This is a genomic window from Bacillus sp. SRB3LM, assembly GCF_015712745.1.
GTDB classification, from domain to species: domain Bacteria; phylum Bacillota; class Bacilli; order Bacillales; family Bacillaceae_G; genus Bacillus_A; species Bacillus_A thuringiensis_K.
Window position 1 is genome coordinate 127,277 of the sequence record NZ_VWVQ01000067.1, and the last position, 22,601, is coordinate 149,877.

A 22,601-nucleotide genomic window follows, 5' to 3' on the forward strand; every position below is an offset into this window, starting at 1 on the left:
AATAATAAGAATACAAAAACGACTCTTATCACAAGAAAAGAGTCGTTTTCTAACTTTATACTTTTAATACTTTCATGTTAAAAATGCGAAAACTAAAATACTATTACCTAAGAGCCTTAACTATAACTTTAGTTGCCTCTGCAATGAGTTGATTATCATAGGTTGCCTCTTTCTCATCTTTACTAGATAAAATTGCGATGATAATTGGTGCTCTATTTGGAGGCCAAACGATAGCAATATCATTTCTTGTCCCGTAACTACCAGCACCTGATTTATCTCCAACTACCCAGTCAGTTGGTACGCCTGCACGAATAAGTTTGTCCCCTGTAGCATTTCCTTTCATCCACTCTGTAAGAATTTTACGTTTTTCAGCTGGAAGTGCATTTCCGACCGTAAAAGCTTTAAGATTCGTAGCAATAGCTTTCGCTGTACTAGTGTCACGAATGTCTCCTGGAATAGCTTCGTTTAATTCTGTTTCAAAGCGATCAGACATAGTAATCCGATCCCCCATATGCCTAAGCGCTTTTTCATATCCTTTCGGTCCTCCTATTTTATTAAATAAAATGTTCCCTGCAGTATTATCGCTTGAACGAACAGCTGCCTCAGCAATTTCTCCTAGTTTCATTCCAGTATCTACATGATTCTCTGTAACAGGTGAATAATCCACTAAGTCTTCTTTCGTATATGTGATTACTTCATTTAATGAATCAATTGAGTTTTGCTGTAGTAATACTCCCGCGGCTAAAGCCTTGTAAGTTGATGCGAAGGCAAATCTTTCGTTAGGTCGATAAGAGATTGTTTGATTTGTACCAGTATCAATCACATATACACCTAATCGAGCATTAAATTTTTTCTCAAGTTGAGAGAACTCTTTATGCGTTGCCTGATTTTTATGTTTCACTTGTCCAGTCTTTTCTTTCGCTTCAACTTGCAGTGACTCTCCTGTAAAAGCTTCTAGGCTTGTAATACTTAAACCTAATATACCAACGCATATTCCTATTTTTAGCATCCTCTTATTTTTCAAAATCATCATTCCTTCCAAATTTTTAGCACCTTTTTATACGTACACATAATAGACAATCACCGAACCAAATTTGTTCCATAAACTGAAAAAAATTTATAGCTAGTATGAGAGTTATTAACAAAATAAGAGATAGTAGCTATGATCGCCACTATCTCTTATTTCATATTTCATTTTTTTACTTATAAATGGCTTTATATAAACAGGTTCTCTTCCCTGAGAAAAGTATTCTAATTTTGCTTAGAACTACCTGTACTAGTAGATTCAGCATGTATACGTTGCTGTTTCAAATCAAAGTATACATCTAAAACTTCCTTTCCAATTATAGAATTAATTCCATTTTTATCATCATGAAGCCATGGAACTACTACGGAAAATGCTACTTCCGGATTATCATATGGAGCATATCCAACTAACGTTAAGTTGTAACATTCCATACGTTCTCCTTTTGCATTTCTGCCAATCGGGTCATCTCCACCATATACAGTTTGGGCTGTTCCTGTCTTTCCTGCTGGTTTATATGGCGCGTTTTTGAAATATTTCACGCCAGTTCCATCACCTTCTTGGAATACCCATCTAAACCCTTCTTTTATACGATCAATATGTTCTTTCTTCATATCAATTCGATTTAATACGACAGGCTCTATGGAACGTATAACTTTGCCAACCTCTTCTTTTATTGATTGTTCTCGTATTTCTTGTACAATTTGAGGTTGCATTCTATGACCACCATTCGCAATCGTTGAAATATATTGCGCTAATTGCAACGGCGTATACGTATCATACTGACCGATAGAAAAATCTAGTAAAAAACCAGGTTGACTATCTACTTTTCTCGTTTGTCCAATTATTTCATTCGGTAAATCAATACCTGTTGGGACACCTAAACCAAATTGCTTGAAATAATAGCGCATCGTATCAAATGCTCCTTGTTTAATATCTAATGAGCCATTTGGTACGTAATTGACTCCCGCAATTTTTAAAGCTGTCTGGAACATGTATACATTCGAAGATACTTGTAAAGCCCGTAAATCATTAATATTACCAAATCCGGATACATTCCACGATTTCTTAACTTGTGTACCTTTAAATTTCATCGGTGCGTCATAAAATTGATCTCCTGGATGTATTGCCCCTGTCTCATATCCAGTTAATAAAGTAGCACCTTTTACAGCTGACCCTAGCTCATACGAAGTTGTCATGTTTCCTAATGCCAAATCCTCAACCTCTATTTTCCCTTCTTTTTCTACAATCTTTTTGCCTGCCATTGATAAAATTTGTCCGTTATTTGGATTCGTCATGACAACAAAAGCTCGATCGAGCAGTGGCTCTGAACTCTTAAAAGCTCTCAAGTTTTTCTCTATACTTTCTTCAACTTTCTTTTGTAATTCCATATCAATCGTTAATGTTAAACTATTACCACTTTTTCCTTTAGAGATTATTTCTGTGTTAACAATGTTTCCTGATTTATCAGTAATATTTTTCACTTCTTCTTTTGTGCCGTGTAATACATCTTCATATCGTTGTTCAATATAACTTTTTCCAACACGATCATTACGGTTATATCCACGTACTAAATAAGAATCTAAATTTTCTTTCGGTAATCCTTCTTCACTACTCGTAATATTTCCTAATACAGAACGAAATAAATTACCGTTTACATAATTACGTTCCCAATCAACAGTTGCATCTACTCCTGGAAAATCCGCAAGATTTTCGCTTATCCGCGCATACTCTTCATCTGTTACATCTTTTTTAATGATTTGTGGTGTTAGTTGATAACCTGAACTCATTTTACTTTTAATAGCTAACACCTTTAAATCTTGTGCTGTTAATTCTGCTAATTCTACCTCTGTAACACGACCTCGTCTTAAGTCTTCTATTTTTTTATCTAACTCTTTTCCCTCTATACCCTTTTCTTTAAACTTTTCTATATCTTTCTTAGTAATCTTTGCCTCCGCACGTTTCGAATTCAACTGCATCCAAAAATCTTTTTTATCGATATCTGTTAATTTATTTATATCTTGTTCAGGCATTTCAAGTACTTTCGCCAAGTCTTTTGCTGTTTTTAAAGTATCTTCACTCGTAATTCCCTTCACCCTTGTATACGTAATTGTGCGAAGAGATTTATTATTAACAACTGTTTTCCCTTCTCGATCTAAAATTTGTCCACGTGGAACTGGAATACTAGTTATTGCATTTTGACTACTTTCCACTTGGTTCTTATAAGCCTCTCCCTCAACGATTTGTACCTTTCCTAGCTGCATAATAATAGCTGAGAATAGTACAAATATGCAAAGGAACATTATATTTAATCGAATAGATATATATGTCTTCTGCTTCTTGCCTTTTTGTTCTTTCATAAATCCTCCATTTAATCCTTTCAGGAATTGCTACAAATACTAAAAGCATTCCTTATATATTAGATACCGATAATCGGTTATAAATATCGCCTCAATTTTTTGCTTAATCCTTGTAAGCAACCATTCCTTTTCGTTTAGCTACGGAATTAATAACTCTCCCTTCTTGTTTTCTCTCTATTTTTTTTGCCACTTACATTAGAAGTGCTAAACTGTATAATGACTCTTATTAATCTTACATATAAACTTGCTAGTAAATTTTCATGCTAATTATTCCTTTCTTCATGCTGTAATACTTAATAGACAACCTAAACAATAAAGTTGTTCCACATTTACAAAAAAAATAATTAAATATAAGATGAAATAGGCTACATAAGGGAGGGTTATATGTTACATACAAGAAGATGGAGATTTTTTGCGATTCTTTCTATTGTAGGTTTGATTTTACTGATTTTATTAAAAATCAACTTCATTTCAATTACTATCGCAACTTCTTCAGCTGAAAGAGGAAAGATTTTTGATAAAAATGGTGTAATGCTCGCTACAAATAAGAAAGTTAAGTCTCTATATTGCACTTCTAATGATGAAAAGCTATCGAAACAAGATACATCAAACACATTAGCTTTTTTCAACCAATTTTCAAGCGAGTTTCAACATGATATTTCTACAGAGAACATAAAATCTCAATTACAACAATCTTGTAAAAAGCAGACTATGAATGATATACCGTTATACTCTGATATAAATGAGAATGAACTTGCATTCATAAACAAAAACAAACCCAATAATGTAATAATTAAAGATGAATGGATTCGATATTACCCTAAACACGAAATTGGTTCACAAGTAATTGGGTATGTAGAAAATGACCTTAATTCAAAGCATATGGCTGTTGGAAAAAACGGGATTGAGCTGCAATATGAAAATGATTTAAAAGGAAAACCAGGCAAAACTCTTATTTTTAAATTGAATAATAAAAAGTTCTTATGGAACATTCAAAAAGTACAAAAAGGAAAAGACGTGCGGCTAGCTTTAGACTCTGAGTTGCAGCAAAAGGCAGAAGAAGCATTAAAATCTCAAATTAAGAAAACACCTGATGCTAAAGCTGGTTATGCTATAGTGAGCGATGCAAAAACTGGCGCAATTTTAACTATGGCCAACTCGGTAGTTTTTGATCCAAATATATTAAATACACATGTATCTTCTAGAAAAGAAAACATTAAATCTCTTTCGCAAAATAAAGCAATTCAAAAATTAAAGTATGGTGAATCTTATGTAAATATGGCTTCTACTATAAAACCACTTACTATTTTAATTGGATTAAACGAAAAGCTTTTTCAACCAGAAGATACTTATTTAGATCAAGGTACTTTTCAGTATGATAATCAAAATAACATTACGAATGCGCCTGAAACACCAACAGGGGAGATTACACCGAGGCAGGCTATCATTAATTCATCTAACACATTTATGACAGCAAAAGTAGCTCTGCCCTTATTCAACCAAAATAATGGAAATATAGAAAAAGTGGCACATATATGGACAGATTATTTAATGCAATTCGGCCTACGTTCTAAAACTGGGATTGATTTACCCTTTGAAGAAGACGGACAATATGAATTCCATCCATCTAATAAATTTGAAAATGGGATTTCAGCATTATTAAATGCCTCTTGGGGAGGAAATGAAGTGCATACTCCTCTTCAACTCGCTCAATATGCAGCAACTTTGGCAAGTAAAGGCGACAAATATAAACCTCAAATCGTAAGTGCGATTATTGGTCAAGATGGTAAGGAAACCAAAAAGTTTAAACCCATTTTAGAAAGTTCAAATCGTTACCCGATGAACTTTTGGAGTGTCGTGCAAGGTGGGATGAGTCAAAATATAGAGGAAATTAAAAAGTTGCCCTTTGACGTCGCAGGTAAAACAGGTATTACAGGTTTTCCAAATGAGCAAGCAAGAATGATAAATCACTCTCTTTTCATTGCGTATGCTCCTACGGAAGATCCACAAATTGCCGTTTCTGTCGTTATCCTTGGTAGTAATTCAGAAAAAAACATTGCCGCTCTCGTTACATCAGAAATTTTAGAGTACTGGAATACTCTTCAAAAAGACAATAAAAACAAAGAGGAAGGTTCATTTAAGTGAACCTTCCTCTTTTACCATATAGAATTTATATTTATTATTTTCCATATACCTTCATTATTCTTTTCGAATGTAAATGAATATTTAATATCAGTTAAAACGTACTCTTTCTGTACATATCCAGTATTACCGTTAATTGTCGAAACTTTTATATATCCATTATTCTGTACTTTTTCTGGAATCCAAGCTTTTACCATTTCATTAGATACTTCATATAAAACTTGTGATTCTCGCTTTGGTTCAGCTAAAATTTTTGTTTTATTTCCAGTAACAGTCGCATATATAAAATGCGCTTGGTTCGGTTGATTACTTTCTGTCAATCCACTTGGTACTTTATATACTTGCTTTGTATCTTTGGCAAACTCTCCTCCCATTGTAAGGGCGACTTGCAACTCATGAAAGATATCTTCATCAAACTTCAGTTCATCCTTCTTATAACTCTTCCCTTTAAATAGAACTTCATCATTTAACGCTTTGTACAATTCATTTTCATTTTTTGAGTTCGTACTTTGATATAGTTCGTTCATAAATTGTTTTAATGATGAATCTTGAGCAGACTCATCTTTTGTTTTAGGCTTAATTTGAGTACTACTTTGTACCGGTGATTTATTATCATCAAGCCAAGGTTGTTGAACAATGAAAAATAACATCGTACAAACCAAAACAACTACAATAGGTAATGCTTTTTTACGAAATGGTCTTTTATGTTTTACAAAATCCACTTCATTATTTTCGTATATAGACTGCTTTATTTTAGAAATAAATTCTTCTTCATCTTTACGATTCTCCATTGGGCCTTTTTTTATTTTTCTATACCAGTCAGGATTTTGTTTATTGTTCATCACTACTACCCTCCCCTATTAATTTTGAAACCTTACTTCTCGCTCTACTTAATCTCGATTTTACAGTTCCAATGGATACTCCTAATGTTTCAGCCATTTCTTCATAAGATAATTCATATTTTGCATCCAATATAATTATTTCACGGTGCTTTTTAGGTAGTTCTAATACCACCTTCCACACATCATTCATTTCTTCTTGCTTAAAAAATTCTTGTTCTGCTGACAGGGATTGCTTATCGTCACTAAAAAATCCTATTAAAGATATCCTTTTAAAATAGGAGGATTTCAAATAGTTTATTGCCGTATTTCTTGTGATTTTTAAAATCCACGTTTTAATAGATGACTCCTTTCGAAATGAATTCCAATTTTTAAACACCTTTATAAATACATCTTGCGTGATATCATCTGATAAGTGTGGATCTTTCGTAATAATAAATGAATAATTCCATACATCTTGCCAATAGTCTTTTATAACATAGTCCAGCTCATCATGATTACACTTTTCAATAAACGTCTGTTCCATTTCCACACCTCAAACTTATTTGAATAAACATAAAACTGCCCTCACTTTTATTATGGTTTCAATATATATACAAGATACAAGTTTCATTTGTTCCATTGTTTATCTTTTTTCAGGCAGAATAATACTACTAAAAAACAAGTAAAGCATACAATGATAAAAATCCACTCACAATAATCTATTTTTTGAATTTAACGTAACACTCTACTTGTCCATTTCAATTTGCTATTCCCTTCTATTTACCATTAGCAATGCCAACTTTTCAGAAATGAAAATAAAGATAAGGTATCAATTTTCTATAGTCGCAGCAAAAAAGCATTCTCGATTAGAAAGAATGCTTTTTTGAAATTTAATTGTTCTATATTTTCCCCAACTTATATCTTTGAGTTAAGCAAACATATAATAAAGTGAAACTTTAATCCACCCTCAACAATCGGGCTTTTACGGGCAAATAGCGGGATAAATGTAGTGAAAAAAATTCACCTTATAATTAAGTTTTATTTCTGAAATACATGTTTTACTTTTTCACCTGGAACGTTACTTCCTCCTCTTCCTTTTACACCTTCAATCATCATGGTAACAATCATGTCTGGCGCATTTGCATCGAAAGCTGCGAACCATCCCAGTTCTTTTCCGTCTGCTTCTTTAGACTCTTTCAGTTCTGCCGTACCGGTTTTACCAGCAAGCGTCACACCATCAACCTGTGCAATTCTCCCTGCGCCATCAGGGTCATTAATGACTTTGATTAATGCACTCTTTAATATCTCTTGATTCTTTTTAGAAACCACATTTTCTTTCCAATTCCCCGCTACTTTTGCTTCTTTTAAAAGGTGTGGCCACGGAATATTCCCTTCATTCACAATCGGTGCATATGTTAATGCTAAATGAAGTGGCGTCATTAATACTTGTCCTTGTCCATAGCCCGTGTCTGCTAGTTGAATATCGTTTTTTATCCCATCTTTTGCAATGATTGAAATAGGAAATTCGTATTCGATTGGTAATTTTTCATGAAATCCGTACTTTTTAAATTCATTTACATACTGATCTTTTCCCATTTTCAAAGCTTGTTGAGCAAAATAAATATTATCAGAGTACTTCATTGCCTTCTCAAAATTAATTGGACTTGCATCCTTTACACGCGTGACATAGTAATTTCCCCAAGATGAATCTTTTGTCCACTTCAATCCTTGAATTTTAAATTCTTCCTTTGGATTTATTGTTTTTGTTTCCAAACCAATTGCACCTGTAATCGTTTTAAATACGGAACCTGGTACAAATGCTTGCGTGAAGCGATTCATCATTGGTAGTTTCAAATCGTTACTCCATGCTTCTCGTTGGGCTTTCGATGCTCCTCTAACTATTATATTGGGATTATAAGCAGGGCTACTTACAAGTGCGATTGTTTCACCCGTTTTAGGGTTGACCGCTGCACTAGATCCTGCTTCAGTTTTCATCTCATTAAAGATTTTTTCTTGAATTGCAGCATCAATTGTTAACGTAACAGTTTCTCCTTCTTTTGCTTCTTTTTTTGCTACGTTTTTAATCTCTTTCCCCTTCTCATCCTCTATAAATACGCGTCCACCCTTTTCACCACGCAATTTATTTTCTAACACTTTCTCTAAACCGGTCTTACCTACTAAATCATCTGCTTGATAACCTTGTTTTTGAAGTGATTTTAACTCCTCCGCATTCACCTTTCCTATATATCCAGTTAAGTGTGCCGCTGCTTCACCTAATGGATACGTACGAATATTTACTGGGCGAGATGAAACTCCTTCTAATTCAATATAATCATTCTGTCTGGTTCCCTCTTTTAAAATTCCAATTGGTACAAAGGAGTCTGGTTTTATCCATTTCGCTGTGAGCTTTTGTTCGACCTCTTCTATAGACATATCAAGTAATTGTGCTACTATTTCTTTCGTTTGCGCTGCTGTTTTGCCTAGTTTCTCTGGAATAATTCCAACCTCAGTCGCTTTACCATTCGTTGCAAGCCCTTTTCCATTTCGATCATATATTTCTCCGCGTTTTCCTTGCTCTACTTGCATACGTACTTTGTAATCTTTTTTCATTCCTGGAAAAATGAAGTCCGGTGTCCAATCTATTTTCCAAGATTCTTTATCTTTCACAAGTTTTGCTTCATGGATGAATGAAACTGGTCCTACATCCGTATCCATCTTAACTTCAAAAAGAAAAAGCTCTTTATCTTTCGTATTCTCTCCTTTCATTTTAACTTTTAAATTCTTAGCTCCAATCCCCTCATAGATTTTTTGATATTTTTCTGTGAATTCTTTTTTAGAAATCGATTTTTGAGCATGATCTGATAATTGATCATACATATTTGCAAATTTTCTATCATTCCATAAATTAATATATTCTTCAAATGCTTGTTTTGGCGGTTCGTTTTTATTACATCCTACCAACATAACCGCGAAACAAACGAAAAGCAGCATCCATAATTTTTTCAATTCAATCTCTCCCTTAGTTAAAAATGATGATTCCTTTCTTAATTTATTTAATAAAAAATGTTTTAACGCTTAATAGACAGTGTAAGTAATGACATTGTTCCATATTTACAAAAAATAGACCTAATTGGAATTCATCAGTAATCAATAGATACAAAAAAACACTATACTTTCTGTCAGTTTCTACAGAAAGTATAGTGTTTTCTTATTTTATCTTATCTTTCTATATATGCTATACCGTGAGCTCCTTGATTTACAGAAGGATCTGCATTTCGATCTCCTGGATTAACTTTAATGGTATGAACATTCTTATAATCAACTAAATCTAATATACTTATTGTCCTTGATCTAAGGTTAGAAACGTATCTAACCGTTACGTCCGTAAAAGAACGCATTATAATTGGGAGTAAATCTCCTTCTATTGTACCTAACACATTTAACGATTCTCCATCAAGAACAGAAACATACCCTGGTGATGGAGAAAACATATTTCTTGTTCTCTCTCCATTCTTATTCTGGAAACATGTATGCCCTATCAATACTTTCCCATCATTCGTTACATGAACCGGGGTAATTAAATCTGAAAATAATTTTGTCTTTATAATCTTATCGGTTTCTGTATTAATGATGCTAAGTGTAGTTTTCCAATGCGTACTTCAAGTAAAATCAAGAGCATGAAACCAAGGAACAATCTAACTTTTATAAAGCCCTCACCCTATTAACATACAATCCAATAAAATAATTTGTTTCAGATATGTAGAAATATGGTTTAACCATCAATCAGTGATCAGGTCCTCTTACCCTAAGTAAACCTAAATCTATTTGTTTCCATACCGGAAGAGATAAATAGTTTTGTTCCCATCCATGTAATTAAGCGGATATGTATAATTACATATCCGCTTAATTGCTTTTAGTGCTATATTTTAATAGCGATGAATGCTATTATTTCATAAGTTGTCAACAAGCTTTATGTATGAGAAAAAGGAAGGAGCCAAATAGGCCCCTTCCTTTTTCTACTAGTTAAATAAATTACTCTCTGGTAAAAATTTATATAGTGATTCTCCTTTACAAGCGTCTGATTATGCATAAAAACCGCTAGCTTTGCTTGCTGTCGGAAAAATTAAAGATGATAGAATTAAGTTATTAAGAGACAAAAATTTATCTAGCCAAGACAGATTTGTCTTAGCTAGATAAATTTGGTGATAAATACAGGAAGTAACTCTTACGATTCAATGATTCCTTTTCCTGCCTTCTACACTTGCCACTTCTGTTTCATGACTTGTAAATAGAGATCTTCAAACTCGTTAAAATGGACGCGAAAAGCACCTAATGTATCGATATAAGCAGAAATCACATCTTCTTTATTAAAATGGAGCCCTTTCTGTACTATATCATAGCTATCATCCAGACTGTATAAATTAAAATATTCCTCATCCCAATACAGGCCACTGTTTACTAGTAAACGAGTGGAGCAGGTAAGAGCTTGTTTTACATTCCATTTCTGAGCTACTAACTTTTCATTTAAGACTGAAAGAAGGATGTTTACCGAGTGTTTTTCATCAACTATGCGGCTATATGATAGTAAAGCCGATTCTATATATATCCGTTTTTCTTTAGACATTAAGGATATCTCTATAATTTCATATGGTGGGTAATCAGTTGCTTCGATCAACCTATCACACCATGAAATTACATCCTCTCTATTCCAAAGTCTCCAGCCTAGTCCTAATGCATACAAGTGAGATAACGTTTGATAAGATTTCAACATGAATGTCATAGTGTAGTAGTCTCTAGTATCTTTTCATAGTATTTTAACGGCTATGCAATAAGGAGGCATAAAAAAAGACCTCTTACGGAAAGATAAGAGGTCATCAAGAAGATAAAAATGTTGTATTTGAAACACGCGAGTTTCTAATTCACATTATATCACTATATATCTATATATTCAACATATACATTTAAATGAGGAATGTATGTATAAAAACACACGTAATATTAATTTAGAACCGTATGTGTTCTTCTGTTATCCTATTTCTTCTACAATGCCGTGATTGTATGTATACTAATGAGCAATTGTAGCAAGTTCTTCTAAATTCCCTTCCGTTACCTCATAAATAAACAGAACAAAATTACTGTCGGATTTGGAGCCTGTTGAAATGGAACCAATTATGATTTAATACCGCTTCTGTTACTATTTCTTCGTAGGACTTCTTCACTTCAAACTAATGTTTTTCCAGACGAACAAACATATCTTTCCAGACTAGATCTGCAATTTCTGTTTAATGATACCAGATAATACTTTTATATCCGGCTATCATGCCAGAAGTTTATTGGAAGATGATTGTTCTCATCATAAGCTTCAAATTCATACCCTTTTTCTTTTAATCCTTTTATAATTGCTGGAACAGCCGCAACAGATTGTGGATGAATATCGTGCATTAAAACAATTTCCTTTGAAGACGTCGCACCTGCTAAGACATTTTGAACAATTTTTGCGGCTGCTACATCCACAGGTAATTTATTGTATTTCCAATCTAGAGAATCAATTGTCCAATCCCATACTTTTAAATTATTTCCGACCACCTCATTTCGAAGTGATTCATTTAATCCAGGCATTGATCCATATGGTGGGCGTGTTAATTTCGGGGAGTTTCCAATAACATTTCTAATTAAAGATTGATCCTCTTTCATTTCCTTCACATATTCCTGATTGGTATATAGCTTTTTAAAATTATGTGTCATACTATGCATGCCCACATAATGGTTCTCTACATGCTCTCGTTTCACTAAATCTGAGAACCTTTTCACATTATCGCCAATTAAAAAGAATGTTGCTTTCACATCATTTTTCTTTAATACATCTAATAGATTAGCTGTATATTTTCCTGGTCCATCATCAAAAGTTAAATATGCAACTTTTCTTTCTTTACCATCAAAACGATTAGGTATGGATTTTTTCAATTCATTTTTAGGTAGACTGCTCACTTGTTGAACACTACTTGCCTCTTCCGCGTTTACCAGCTTAGGATTCGTAATAGATTGAAACATGTAATATCCTATTGCTACTAATGTAATAGACAACAATACACTTATAATTCTCTTTTTCTTAAGCTTAATTTTCATATTATAATTCTCTTCCTATCTTATTATCCCACTTTATGTTGTTATTTTTATTATTCTATTTGCTTATAGATTCATTAGCTTAACCAAACTCACTTTTGGACTAATCGTTTTAATAATCTATTTAGGTGAAAGTTAGTGGCCTGCACTAGCGTTCATGCCATTTCCTATAATAGTTAGAACCACAGGATATAATACTGGTCCTAAGGTAAGGAAAATGTTTAAAAGTATAATAAATTTATATAGTAAGCTATAATTTTTATCATTTCGATTTACAAATACCAGGACGACCAATGTTATTACAGTAATTAAATGTAGTAATAAGATTATCAACCAATAATACATCATTATAGTAAGATTCCACTTTCCTAATAGTTGGTATGTTATCCCTATTATTATTCCTAATACTGTAACATTAAAGGAAATAAACAAAGTTCTTTTTAGTATTTTAGAAAATGTTTTATAATTCACAGTTTCATTATATAAATCTATTAAAATACTTAAAGATAGATATGCCAGCAATACCCCTACCCAATTCAAGACCCAATCTTGATTTCCCATTAAATTAAACAAAAACGCAATGATCCCTCCTACTGCAAGAATCAAGGAGATCATAATACTATTTAAAGCTGATTTCATAATATTTTCACTTCCTTAAAAATTTTATAATACAGCATTGATGTTTACTCTTAAGTTGTTCTTTACTTATTAGAATTCTTTTCATTCAGAATCTTGTATGGAAATACCATCAAATAATCCGGTCATCATACCTAATAGCATATACGAAGAATGGGGAATTACAGCAAAAAATACATGTACATGATCTTCATACAATAAACATCACCATATCCTACTCCACATAGTAGATATACAAATAGAGGATGAGATTCAGCAACTTTTATTTGCATATGTATTATTCAAACGAGAAGCAGCTGCTGACATATGTACATATGATGTTTTAAAATTAATCATACTTTATTATAATTAAGTATATATTAACAATATATTAAGTATAAGTAAATAAAATTAATTAAAATTTAATTTTATTACTTATTTAAAGGGGGTTACATATATGAACAATATTAATGTTGGTCAAAAAATTATGGCATTTAGAAAAGGTGCCGGATTAACCAGTAAACGTTTAGCAGAGTTAGCTGATATAACACCTTCCATGTTAAGTCAGATTGAGAAAGGAATCACAAATCCATCATTACAAACACTAAAATTAATTTCTGTAGCATTAAATATTCCATTGTTTAATTTTTTCTTAGAGGATACCAATACAGAAGAATTAGTTGTAAGAGCTAACCAAAGAAAAAAAATAACTTTTCCTGAAAGCGGCAATGTTTCGTATGAGCTATTATCTCCTAATCTAGATGGATCACTAGAATTGGCTCTAATGAATCTGTTACCTCAAACTGCTTCATCTATGCAGCCTGTGGCGCATAAAGGGGAAGAAATAGCATTTATTATGGAAGGACAAGTAAAACTACATCTAAATGATGAGGTTTTACTTCTCAATACAGGTGATAGCGTTAAAATCCCACCTTATGCAAAACATAAATGGGAAAACACTTCTTTAAACAAAGTCACTGTTATATTTGGAGTAACCCCACCATCTTTTTAATTTCAAATACTAGCAAAGAAAAGTTAGAGAAAATAATTCTCTAACTTTTCTTGTATAAATAACTTTATTGTAAGAAAGTAAAAAACTTGTCTCATAATTATATGAGATTAAAAGTAGTGAAATATATCTTTTTAATTACATACTTAATTTATTTTTTAATGTCCAGTATTTTTCTCCATTCGCTTCAAAAGAGAATTCTACCCATCCATTTGGATCTTCACGATAAATAAAGATGGTTGTTCCAGGAGTTACTGTACCAACTTTATTCTCCTCGACAGCTACATCTGGTCTACTTTTAATTTTTAAATTAAATGGATAAGGTACCTGATAGTAAGTAGCTGATGATACAACATTTGAGCTTGAACCGTTTGCATACATTTTATACGGAATTTCATTAGATAACGCGTCGACATCTAATGTTTCAGCATTCTTTGGTAATTTTTTTGCATATGTATAGTCTTCTGCACGAAACGGTTTAATACGTTCCATAATACCCGCAATTTTTTTAGCCCAGCCTTTATCTGATGCATATTTCACGTTCATGCCAGTTAATGTTGGCCCGTTATAATACATACCACTTTCTTCTAAATATCTTTCTCGTACATAATTAGCGTTATAAGCAATACTATCGCCGTAGCTTGGTAAATATTTCGCATATTTAAACGGATCTCCATCATATGCACGTAGACCGAATAAATTATGTTTTTGATATGCGATTTCTGATTTTCCGTATCCAGATTCTAAAATCGCATGCGCCGCTAAATAATGAGCACTCACGCCATATTGATTTTGCGCATTGATAAAATCTTGCCCATGTCCAACTAAGGGACTATCTGAATGATATTTTGCAATAAAACTATCAATCTCTTGAGCTGTAATTTTCGAAGCTACTGTTAAATTTAGATCTTCATATGACGTAGCAGTAATAACCTCTTTTTCATCGTTTAAATTTTGTTGTAACATATCTGTTTTTGCAGTAAGTTGAGCAGCTTCTGCACGTGTTATAAATCTATTTGGTTGCCAACCGTTCTCAGTACCATTAGAAATTTTCAAACCGATTAAAATATTAGCATATTTTTCTCCCCAATGCCCTTTTAAATCTTCAAATTTAACCTGCTCGTTATGATTTGGTGTGCTTTGTAGTTTATATGCATTTACTAGCATCGTAGCCATAGCAGCGCGAGTTACTTTTCCGGATGGATTGAAGATTCCATTACCTTCCCCTTTAACAATACCGGCTTTTTCAGCAGCAGCAATATAAGGAGTAGCCCAGTGGTTTTGTGAATCTGTAAAAGATGGTTTTGCATTAGGATCAATTTGTATCCCTAAAACTTTTGTCATAATTTTTGTAGCCGAAGCTCTGTCTAATGAGTCATTTGAACCAAAAGTTCCATCTGGATAACCATTCAATACCTGTTTATTAACTAAATAATTAACAGATTTATCAGCCCAGGCAGGAACATCAGGGAATTTATGAGTATCTGCTAAAATATTAGAAGAATAGGATAATATAGCTCCTGCAAGGATACCTGTTGCAATTAATTTGTGCTTCATTAAAATAAACACCTCTACCATTGTATTTATCAAATTGAGATTTTCTATTTTTATATTTACATGTTTGTAATAAAAATAAAATCGTATTATCACTCATTCAATTTGATGTAACGAGTATAGTTACTTATATACACAAGTGTCAATGAATTTATTTTACAAAAATGCATAATATTTGCATTGATTTATAATTGACTTATGTATAAATCAGAAAGTTTTATTGCCAAATCTTCATACTTTCCCTCTTATATGCTCTGTTATTTACTCAAGTTCCATTCCTTGGTTGATTTATTTTTATACTGCTCTCCAATAACTCTATTCTGATTTTGTGAATTGCTGCAACAGCAGAGTTAGGGGCTATTTCAAACTCTTTCATTAATTTTTGTATTTCCACAGCTCTACTATCCTTCTAGGCTACAAAATAATTCATTATAAAATGAATTATTTTGTATGAAAGCTAAAATTAGCCTAAATAAATCTAGTGATTTATTGGTATAATCAATATCGTATTCCATTTTATGGATAAACAAATTAATATAAGGCTATGTTTTAAAACATATGAAAATACTGCTAATTTAATATTAAACATAATAAAATACATAGCCCTTTCTTTTTACTATTAAAAAACATATTGAAGTAAGGAGTTATATTATAATGGCAATCTTTCAAAGTAATGTTCTAAAAGTTGAACAAATTGCTACTCAAATGAGATCAGCTTCTGACGCAATTCAAAATGCAACAGGTAAATCAATAACGCACGCAACGCGTACAACTTTAACCGTTAATTCCAAAGCACAGGAAGCAAACCAACAAGCCTTAGAATTAACTAGACAATTTCTTGCTGCCTTTCAGCAATCCATTGACAATATACAGTCTGTAGCAACAGAGTTTGAACGAATGGACAACGAATTACAGAAGAATTTTTAGCTTTTTTAAGAATTTTTCCTTTATCCCTTCTATTAACTTATATATAAGCAAAAAGGTAGGCGGAAAAAATGAATCAAGAAATAGAACAAAAAATGAAGGTCTTGAGTCGAAATCTAATGAATCTATCCGAGGAACAATACCAAAATCAACGCGCAATACAAATACAAGAACAAGCAGAAGCAGACTTTCAAGAATTAAAAATACGCAGCCATCGCTTTTTTCATCGTATTTTAGAAACATGGCATGGTGATAAAGAACTCTTTCGCTTTTTTACCAATATACAATTAGACACTCAACAAATTGAAAGAAGCCTTTCTTATAAATTAGAAGAACAAAAGGAAATATTAATTCAAGAGAAACAAAAAATGCGCTTTCTTCATTTTTCCCTAAGGATTGGGATAGAGTACAGATACTTGATTCTATCAAAGAAGCATACGATAATAAGATTCAAGTCGATACAGTTAGATATGTAGGACAAACATCCCACTGATTTAAAGTAGAAATGATTATACAAAATAATGAGATAATAACAGCATATCCTGTTTATACTAGGAGGTAAAAAATGAAATATACATACGAATTTTATCGTGATGGGCTTGGCGGATTAAGAATACGTTTGCCAAAAGAAATTTCTATAATTTCTCATTTCTTGGAAGATATTTTAGATGATGAAGCAGATGAGTATATACAAATTTTAGATAATGTAGTAGACAAAAAAGTTCCGCAATATGAAATAGAAGGGAACGTAGCAGCAGTCTACATTGAACCTAATTACACCAGTGCTATTAACTTATTTATGAGTGCTCCAAATAACCAATGTAAAATTGAGACCTCTGAATTTAGAAAACTACTTGTGTTGTGGCGAGATACAGTAGTAGCAGAAGGGAAAGATATAGAAGTATAAAAGAAAACTACCTTCTGTGATATTTAGATCATAGATGCTAAACTCAATAAAATCAAAGGTAGGGATATAAAAGATTTTACAATTAAGATGCTGCACTTAATATTGTTAACAATTATTTTTGCTTATCCCTCATTAAATGTAAACTACCACCCTTAACCTCCCATGTTTTTCCGGTACAAGAATAAAATATTAAAAACAGTTTTAAAATGAGTTTATTTTTCACCTTGTAAGCTGTAGAGCTTTCATATATTCCCCTTTTCTTTCAAGGGCCTTTTTTGCATCCTCAGCCGTTAATGCAAAATCTACTGCACTGTTCTGTAATAACTCCTTATTAGCTTACCTGAAGAAATCTCTTAGTTGTTAATTTGCCAATCTTTCTTGTTTATTATTAATTAATTAAAAAAAGAATTTTTTTGTTTAAGAGCTACTTTAAAATCTTAAGTTGATGGATGTGCGAACGTACCGCTACTAAAATTCTTGCTTCTAAATCATTATTACTGTATTATATTTACGTATCAATATAAGGATTATATTATATAAAAAGGAATCAAATCTATAAGTAAGATTTAAATCCTTTTCGAAATCAAAAAGACTTTGTCAAAATCTAATATAATTTATGCTTGTCTTTTTAATATGTATCTAGTAAAAACATATTTTTTATCCATAGAATTCTGTTTTCAATGATAGGAATTAGTGTTCTAAACAAGAAACCGTACAAAGTGATCTGAAAAACCTGAGAGATATTGTATGTAGTTTGCTCATCTCCAGGTACTACAATAAAAGAGCCTTACCTTTCTAGGCAAGACTCTACTAGTTTAGTTGTATACTATTTACATGATAACTAAGAAACAGAAAACATATAACACCAAATAACAGCACCCTATTACTCCTCCTACAGCTAATACCTGTTTAACCCAACTCTTAAATTTTTGATTACTGTAAATCGCTTGCACTCTTTCCATATTTCCTCCTATTAAGCAGAACCCTTAAAGACTCTCACCTCGCTATAGTACCATTAAAAAATGAATAATAGAGATCTAATGTATAAATATGCAATATTGCATACGAAAATGTATTGTTATAATTGTAAGCGCTTACTATAATAAGGTTATAAAGATTTATTACATCTTAATACGAAAAAGAGGAGAGAATAATATGGAAATCGCAATGGCAGTTTTAAAATTTATAGGTGGAGCAATCCCATTAATTCAAGAACTACTAAAAGCATTTATGTAAATTCACTATTTAGCAATTATTTATAAAAATTATCATACAAATGATCTATATATAAAAAATGAATTGGTTTACAGATCATTTGCGTGATCAAGGTCCCTTTAACATGACTAAGGGGCCTTTTTAAAATTTTTAAATAATTAAGGTTACGTCACATCACGATCAAGTTAGCAAAATAAAATGAAACTTTAACTTGATGGTGATGGGGTAACAGTTGTGATTTAGAGATAAGATCAGATTATACAAAGTTTTGCACGTCAGCGATACTGAAAATAAACTTCGCCTTTAGTAGCAAGAATCCCCAATAAAGATAGTCAACTTGCCTATTTAGGAATAAGAGTGTCAATTTAAATGATGCATTCTGAAACACTACTCTTCTTCTAAAATAGCGTAATAATATTCATCCCACCATTCATTCCCATGTGGTATACACTTCCTGAAATAGCCTTCTCTTCTCATTCCAATCTTCTCCATTACTCGATATGATGGGGTATTTTGTGGCTGACATGTAGCTATAATCCTATGTAATTTCATTTCCTTAAAGCCATATTTCAATGTAGCTTGTGCTGCTTCAGAAGCATATCCTTTATTGAAATATTTAGGATTGAACACCCAACCAATCTCATATGTATGCTCACCAAAATATTTATGAAAAACTATATGACCAATCAGGATATCCCTATCTATTAATACTACAGGAAAGTTCTTAGCATTTTCACCAATGTTTTCATTCACAAAGTTTCTTGTATTTTCTTCAGTAAAAACCCCTTCAGTTATGTATTTCATAACATTGATATCTGATGTATACTCATGAACAGCTTGCCAATCTTTGAACTCAAATCTCCGTATTAATAACCTTTCTGTTTTTATAAACATTTACTTTTCCCCCTCAAAAAATTACAACTATATTTGAAATTCACATTTAACCCTTAAAACAAAAAAACTTGTAGGAATCTCTACAAGTTCTTTTTAGTTTAAGGCGAATATAAGGACCAAACAAACTATCTTACAAATTGACCGTAGAAACTTCAAGGGTAATGCTTTGACAAATATATTATATAACAAATATTAACATCTACAGAATTTATTTTTGAAAATTATGTGAATTAATAAATAAAATAGTTTTTTCTTAGATATTATTGTTAATAACTGGGTATCATTATATTTCATTCTGCAACTTATTTAGAAGAGCTATGTACATTTCGAAGAAGTTCTTCAATAAGTTTTGTTTTTTCATTTACCTTTGTGGCATATTTGAAATCACCATAACAATATGGATACCTAAAATTATTTTTATTTCCACCACAAGTGTACATTGCTGGATTTTGATCAACTTTCATCTTAGAAAATTTTTTGGCCGAATCCTCCGAGTGTTGTTTAACTTCTTGACTAGCAATAAAATCAATATACCCTGGCCCCATATTATAGCTTTGAATAATTGTATCCATGCTAACATCTTTTTCCGTTCCATACTTGTACATTTTAACAAAGTGCTTTACCCCTTGTTTAATGCTCAAGCTTGTCTCTTGAATTTCATTTGGCTTTAATCCAAGTGATTCGGATGACTGCATAGGGTCGTTTCCCTCACCTCTACTCTCTTGATACATAATTCCTAATAAAATTGGTGTTTTCTCTCCTAAATTATATTTTTCTAATTCTTTTTTTAAGGTAGACTCATATTGCAATACACGTTTCTCGGTGGCTAGCGCTTTATTTTGTTGAATATTGGTTTTATGATTAAAATATAGCATTCCAAGTATTGTTCCTAAACCTAAAATACTAATAAGGAACACTTTTATAATTTGTTTTTTACTTGTATCCTTCATATATTCCTCCTCGTATAAGAAATTCAATTTTTTCAAAGGTAATTGGTTATACATAAACTATGTAATGAACATCTATCTCCCGCCCTTTTAGACTTATACATCAATACTTTAAGGTTTCAAGTTTAATATAAAAATTTAAAAATAAGGTAAAGATAAGATAAAGATAAAATAAAGGGTATTTTTTAGCCTACTTTAAAAGATATTGCTACAAAGGGATATGTGGGACAATTTGTTGATATGAATGGATTTAGTGATAATTGAAAAGTTATTGTACAAGTTATTAATTATGGAGATATCATTCCAGAAGAATTAACCTATCTTTTCAATATGCTTTATATAAAAACTACAACGTAACATATAATAAAAAACGGTAAACCCTCCACCTAGGAGAATCCACCATCACAAATAACTGATTATTTTACACTTAGTTTTTCTTTTGCTTTCTTAGAGAGCTCGTCTTTCTGGAATTCTATATCCCAGACTTCCTTGTAACGTTTTTACCCATGTTCTCGATGGGTGATGATCACTTGATAACGACCTTGCATGAATAGCATCTTTATAAAGGAATGTATTTTCACCATCTAACTTTTCTAGTGCGACCACATCTTGAGTTTCAAATACGTCCATATTTTGTAGAACACGGTCATCACTTGTTACCCTTATCGTACCCCTATCGACCAAGGAACGTGCAATATTCGTGGATATTTTACAAGCTTTTTTTCACCTCTCTACTTTGCAAATGCATCTCGGAAAAAATATAATTTCGTAATCATCTCATCACCGCAGTAATGATAGATTTCACGTGCTGCCTCTTTCCCCCCATGTAACACCTTCATATGAAACTCTGTAATCATTAATACTTTCTCAATAAACTCCCACTCGAAACCAAGTTCCATTAAAAAGTGGCAAGCTCAAAGGGTACTATTCATGACCGTAATACGAATAGTACCCTTTGAGCTTTTTAAATACACAGCAAACGGTTTACCTGTATCATGGAGTGCTGCAGGACTTTGCAGAAGAAATAAATCTTCCCCTACATAATTCTCTGTTAAATGAGCGTATACCATATATGTGTGCTGACATAATGGTAAGGAATGATAGGGGTTTCCTTGATCATATTGAAACATATCAGAAAAGAACGGGATGTTCTTCATGACAAATTGAACACCACACCCATGCGTCCCCTCCTGGTTCACCATTACAGTTTGCTGTAAGTCCCGCTTTACTTGTTCGTTCATGGTTTCTTGTAGTTCGAATAAGACGATACATAATCCGCTCTGGTTTTATGTAATCTATTGGCTTAAATCGTTACTTAAATATAAAGGGTGTCTCGTTAACACATCCTTTTTTTCCTAAGGTAGTGTAAATGGTAACCTCTGAATAATTCACGAATATCTTTATACCGATTATGAAATTTATAATTTTCTCCCCAAGCAGCAATCAACCTATTTTCCATTAAAGTTTTTCTTTCCAATATTTCATCTAACTTCGTACGATTAATTACTTCCTGTAGTAGTCTTTCTACTGTATCTGCTTTTATCTCATTTGGTTTTCTCAATATTTTTTACTTCTATTTTTTGATTGTTATGACTGGCACTTGCTCAGTTTCGGAAATTTCACTGTAACCATAATAAAGTAGAAAAAACAATAAAATAATTGTCCAAATAAATATAAACACTTTATAACTATACTTCATATGAAAAACCTCATTTTCCCTATATAAGTGAATGTACATACACCTTGTAAATCCAATTACATAAATTATCGGATATTTTAGTTGTAGAGAATCATTAAGTATTAGAAATTGTTATTCATAAACATATCCAAGAAATCTTCAAAAAATATCATCTAGGCATTTTAACATTTCATAAAAATGCACAGATAATATTTTTACGTTTAGCTAAGTAATGCTTATTATGTAATAAATCCTTATCTCTATTTCACCTTAATGTTTATATGTACAAGAGTCTGTGTAGCAACTAGGCTGTACTTTAAATATGTACTAAATTGTGTGTGGGAAAGGAAGCACATTGTATTTAAAGTTGTTACTTTAACCCCCTTAA

At 32.1% G+C, this 22,601-nt stretch carries 22 protein-coding genes and 3 pseudogenes; 8 read left to right on the forward strand and 17 right to left on the reverse strand.

Annotation, left to right across the window (positions count from 1 at the left end):
• Nucleotides 1-103 precede the first annotated feature (103 nt).
• Both bla and F3I02_RS20475 read right to left on the reverse strand, forming a co-directional pair.
• Entirely contained in the window at nt 104-1,030 is a 927-nt protein-coding gene (gene bla, locus F3I02_RS20470) for a class A beta-lactamase Bla1 (RefSeq protein WP_196478371.1), read from the reverse strand.
• Between the two features lie 221 nt (nt 1,031-1,251).
• A complete protein-coding gene (locus F3I02_RS20475) occupies nt 1,252-3,384 on the reverse strand; it encodes a peptidoglycan D,D-transpeptidase FtsI family protein (protein WP_196478343.1) in 2,133 nt (710 codons plus the stop codon).
• A 384-nt stretch (nt 3,385-3,768) separates the two neighbouring features.
• On the opposite strand from F3I02_RS20475, the gene F3I02_RS20480 reads away from it, so the two are divergent.
• Nucleotides 3,769-5,529: a peptidoglycan D,D-transpeptidase FtsI family protein gene (locus F3I02_RS20480; protein ID WP_196478344.1), complete on the forward strand. Its 1,761-nt coding sequence runs from the start codon at nt 3,769-3,771 to the stop codon at nt 5,527-5,529.
• Nucleotides 5,530-5,540: 11 nt separating this feature from the next.
• Here F3I02_RS20480 and F3I02_RS20485 read toward each other — a convergent pair whose 3' ends face one another.
• The 8 genes and pseudogenes from F3I02_RS20485 to F3I02_RS34070 all read right to left on the reverse strand — a co-directional run.
• On the reverse strand, nt 5,541-6,368 hold the full coding sequence (locus F3I02_RS20485; protein WP_001060765.1) for a hypothetical protein: 828 nt from the start codon (nt 6,366-6,368) through the stop codon (nt 5,541-5,543).
• Entirely contained in the window at nt 6,358-6,891 is a 534-nt protein-coding gene (locus tag F3I02_RS20490) for an RNA polymerase sigma factor (protein WP_000438327.1), read from the reverse strand. Before F3I02_RS20490 ends, F3I02_RS20485 begins: the two co-directional genes overlap by 11 nt.
• A 494-nt stretch (nt 6,892-7,385) precedes the next feature.
• Nucleotides 7,386-9,353 carry a penicillin-binding transpeptidase domain-containing protein gene (locus F3I02_RS20495; protein WP_196478345.1) on the reverse strand — a complete coding sequence of 656 codons (1,968 nt, stop codon included), beginning with the start codon at nt 9,351-9,353 and terminating at the stop codon, nt 7,386-7,388.
• A gap of 212 nt (nt 9,354-9,565) precedes the next feature.
• Nucleotides 9,566-9,838 (reverse strand): hypothetical protein, encoded by a 273-nt coding sequence (locus tag F3I02_RS20500; RefSeq protein WP_000492688.1) that lies wholly within the window; start codon nt 9,836-9,838, stop codon nt 9,566-9,568.
• Nucleotides 9,839-10,602: 764 nt separating this feature from the next.
• Nucleotides 10,603-11,115, reverse strand: coding sequence for a hypothetical protein (locus F3I02_RS20505; protein ID WP_033673011.1), 513 nt, complete (start codon nt 11,113-11,115; stop codon nt 10,603-10,605).
• Between the two features lie 536 nt (nt 11,116-11,651).
• Complete coding sequence (locus tag F3I02_RS20510; protein ID WP_000694608.1) at nt 11,652-12,473, reverse strand: peptidoglycan-N-acetylglucosamine deacetylase; 822 nt, start codon at nt 12,471-12,473, stop codon at nt 11,652-11,654.
• Between the two features lie 132 nt (nt 12,474-12,605).
• Nucleotides 12,606-13,109, reverse strand: a complete 504-nt coding sequence (locus F3I02_RS20515) for a DUF3902 family protein (RefSeq protein WP_046946283.1) — start codon at nt 13,107-13,109, stop codon at nt 12,606-12,608.
• Between the two features lie 90 nt (nt 13,110-13,199).
• Nucleotides 13,200-13,378, reverse strand: a pseudogene (locus F3I02_RS34070) (D-serine ammonia-lyase); the annotation flags it as partial.
• 164 nt (nt 13,379-13,542) lie between these two features.
• On the opposite strand from F3I02_RS34070, the gene F3I02_RS20520 reads away from it, so the two are divergent.
• Nucleotides 13,543-14,097 carry a helix-turn-helix domain-containing protein gene (locus tag F3I02_RS20520; RefSeq protein WP_001059813.1) on the forward strand — a complete coding sequence of 185 codons (555 nt, stop codon included), beginning with the start codon at nt 13,543-13,545 and terminating at the stop codon, nt 14,095-14,097.
• Nucleotides 14,098-14,232: 135 nt separating this feature from the next.
• Here the strand turns inward: F3I02_RS20520 and F3I02_RS20525 are convergent, their stop codons facing one another.
• Nucleotides 14,233-15,651 (reverse strand): S-layer homology domain-containing protein, encoded by a 1,419-nt coding sequence (locus F3I02_RS20525; protein WP_000680973.1) that lies wholly within the window; start codon nt 15,649-15,651, stop codon nt 14,233-14,235.
• A gap of 651 nt (nt 15,652-16,302) precedes the next feature.
• On the opposite strand from F3I02_RS20525, the gene F3I02_RS20530 reads away from it, so the two are divergent.
• The 5 genes and pseudogenes from F3I02_RS20530 (at nt 16,303) to F3I02_RS20550 (ending at nt 18,715) form a co-directional block, all read left to right on the forward strand.
• A complete protein-coding gene (locus F3I02_RS20530; RefSeq protein WP_196478346.1) occupies nt 16,303-16,575 on the forward strand; it encodes a TIGR04197 family type VII secretion effector in 273 nt (90 codons plus the stop codon).
• Nucleotides 16,576-16,643: 68 nt separating this feature from the next.
• Nucleotides 16,644-16,943: pseudogene (locus F3I02_RS34690) on the forward strand (DUF3958 family protein); the annotation flags it as partial.
• Nucleotides 16,919-17,065: an EndoU domain-containing protein gene (locus F3I02_RS34695; RefSeq protein WP_225989213.1), complete on the forward strand. Its 147-nt coding sequence runs from the start codon at nt 16,919-16,921 to the stop codon at nt 17,063-17,065. The pseudogene F3I02_RS34690 and the gene F3I02_RS34695, both read left to right, overlap by 25 nt.
• Before the next feature lie 72 nt (nt 17,066-17,137).
• Entirely contained in the window at nt 17,138-17,479 is a 342-nt protein-coding gene (locus tag F3I02_RS20545) for a hypothetical protein (RefSeq protein WP_000878115.1), read from the forward strand.
• A gap of 1,050 nt (nt 17,480-18,529) precedes the next feature.
• On the forward strand, nt 18,530-18,715 hold the full coding sequence (locus F3I02_RS20550; RefSeq protein ID WP_001987408.1) for a hypothetical protein: 186 nt from the start codon (nt 18,530-18,532) through the stop codon (nt 18,713-18,715).
• A 366-nt stretch (nt 18,716-19,081) separates the two neighbouring features.
• Here the strand turns inward: F3I02_RS20550 and F3I02_RS20555 are convergent, their stop codons facing one another.
• Nucleotides 19,082-19,588: a GNAT family N-acetyltransferase gene (locus F3I02_RS20555; protein ID WP_196478347.1), complete on the reverse strand. Its 507-nt coding sequence runs from the start codon at nt 19,586-19,588 to the stop codon at nt 19,082-19,084.
• 302 nt (nt 19,589-19,890) lie between these two features.
• Nucleotides 19,891-20,538 (reverse strand): lysozyme family protein, encoded by a 648-nt coding sequence (locus F3I02_RS20560; protein ID WP_000655732.1) that lies wholly within the window; start codon nt 20,536-20,538, stop codon nt 19,891-19,893.
• 213 nt (nt 20,539-20,751) lie between these two features.
• Here F3I02_RS20560 and F3I02_RS34085 point away from each other — a divergent pair.
• Nucleotides 20,752-20,874, forward strand: a pseudogene (locus F3I02_RS34085) (vancomycin resistance histidine kinase VanS); the annotation flags it as partial.
• Nucleotides 20,875-20,982: 108 nt separating this feature from the next.
• On the opposite strand, the gene F3I02_RS20565 reads toward F3I02_RS34085, so the two are convergent.
• From F3I02_RS20565 to F3I02_RS20580, 4 genes are all read right to left on the reverse strand, one after another.
• Entirely contained in the window at nt 20,983-21,165 is a 183-nt protein-coding gene (locus F3I02_RS20565) for a hypothetical protein (RefSeq protein WP_003301766.1), read from the reverse strand.
• Between the two features lie 101 nt (nt 21,166-21,266).
• Nucleotides 21,267-21,434, reverse strand: a complete 168-nt coding sequence (locus F3I02_RS20570) for a metal-dependent phosphohydrolase (protein ID WP_230876872.1) — start codon at nt 21,432-21,434, stop codon at nt 21,267-21,269.
• Nucleotides 21,435-21,449: 15 nt separating this feature from the next.
• Nucleotides 21,450-21,776, reverse strand: coding sequence for a tRNA nucleotidyltransferase (locus tag F3I02_RS20575; protein ID WP_230876873.1), 327 nt, complete (start codon nt 21,774-21,776; stop codon nt 21,450-21,452).
• Between the two features lie 95 nt (nt 21,777-21,871).
• The gene (locus tag F3I02_RS20580) at nt 21,872-22,096 is read right to left on the reverse strand and encodes a hypothetical protein (protein ID WP_196478373.1); all 225 of its coding nucleotides are present in this window, start codon (nt 22,094-22,096) and stop codon (nt 21,872-21,874) included.
• Between the last annotated feature and the right edge of the window lie 505 nt (nt 22,097-22,601).